The sequence below is a fragment of the Aquimarina litoralis genome (assembly GCF_039523995.1).
Classification (GTDB): Bacteria; Bacteroidota; Bacteroidia; order Flavobacteriales; family Flavobacteriaceae; genus Aquimarina; species Aquimarina litoralis.
In genome coordinates this window covers 1-627 of record NZ_BAAAGE010000033.1, presented here as the reverse complement: position 1 = coordinate 627, position 627 = coordinate 1, and the positions used below count along the sequence as shown (strand labels likewise).

Annotated in this window: 1 protein-coding gene; it reads right to left on the bottom strand. The window is 28.5% G+C overall.

Annotation, left to right across the window (positions count from 1 at the left end):
• Positions 1–293 precede the first annotated feature (293 nt).
• Positions 294–590 carry a hypothetical protein gene (locus ABD077_RS25165; RefSeq protein WP_198968550.1) on the bottom strand — a complete coding sequence of 99 codons (297 nt, stop codon included), beginning with the start codon at positions 588–590 and terminating at the stop codon, positions 294–296.
• Positions 591–627: the final 37 nt, after the last annotated feature.

Here is a 627-nt window from a genome sequence, read left to right as displayed (position 1 = left end):
TGTCTTCCTAAGACCGCTTGGCCTCCGACTTTCTATCTTTCTTAAGATTTCTTCTAACTGTTTTAGCTCTTCGTGATCACAGTCGAATTCTTCTTCAAAATATTCATCCAATAACTTCATGATATATTCTAACTCTTTACTCATTTACTTTTCACCATTTATATATATGAAAAAACTTATATTTAAAGTTTTCTTTAATCTTTTACATCTCTATTTTTCAACTTCAAAACTTGAAAAATAAGCAAAAATAAAATATAAAAAAGACTAAAAAAATAATACCTTAAAAATTAAAATTATTTAGCTTGCGTATTGGGATTTTGATCTTTTGCTTTTTCTCTAGCTAATGAATTTACATCTCTTAAAGTATCCATATTCAATAATGCATTTATTCCAGTTACTGTCGTGTCCTTAATTGATTCAATAGCAATAACTGTACTTTTTGACATTTGATCAACAGCTTTAGCAAAATTCTCATTTGACTGCTTTTCATTATATAAGTGTACTATTTCTCCAATTACGAAACTACCAATTAACACTCCTGTTACTGCAAAAAATCCATATAGTGCTCCTTCTAATAATGTTATCGCCATTTTTGTTCAAAGTCTGATCGTAGCCATGTCCTTCTGT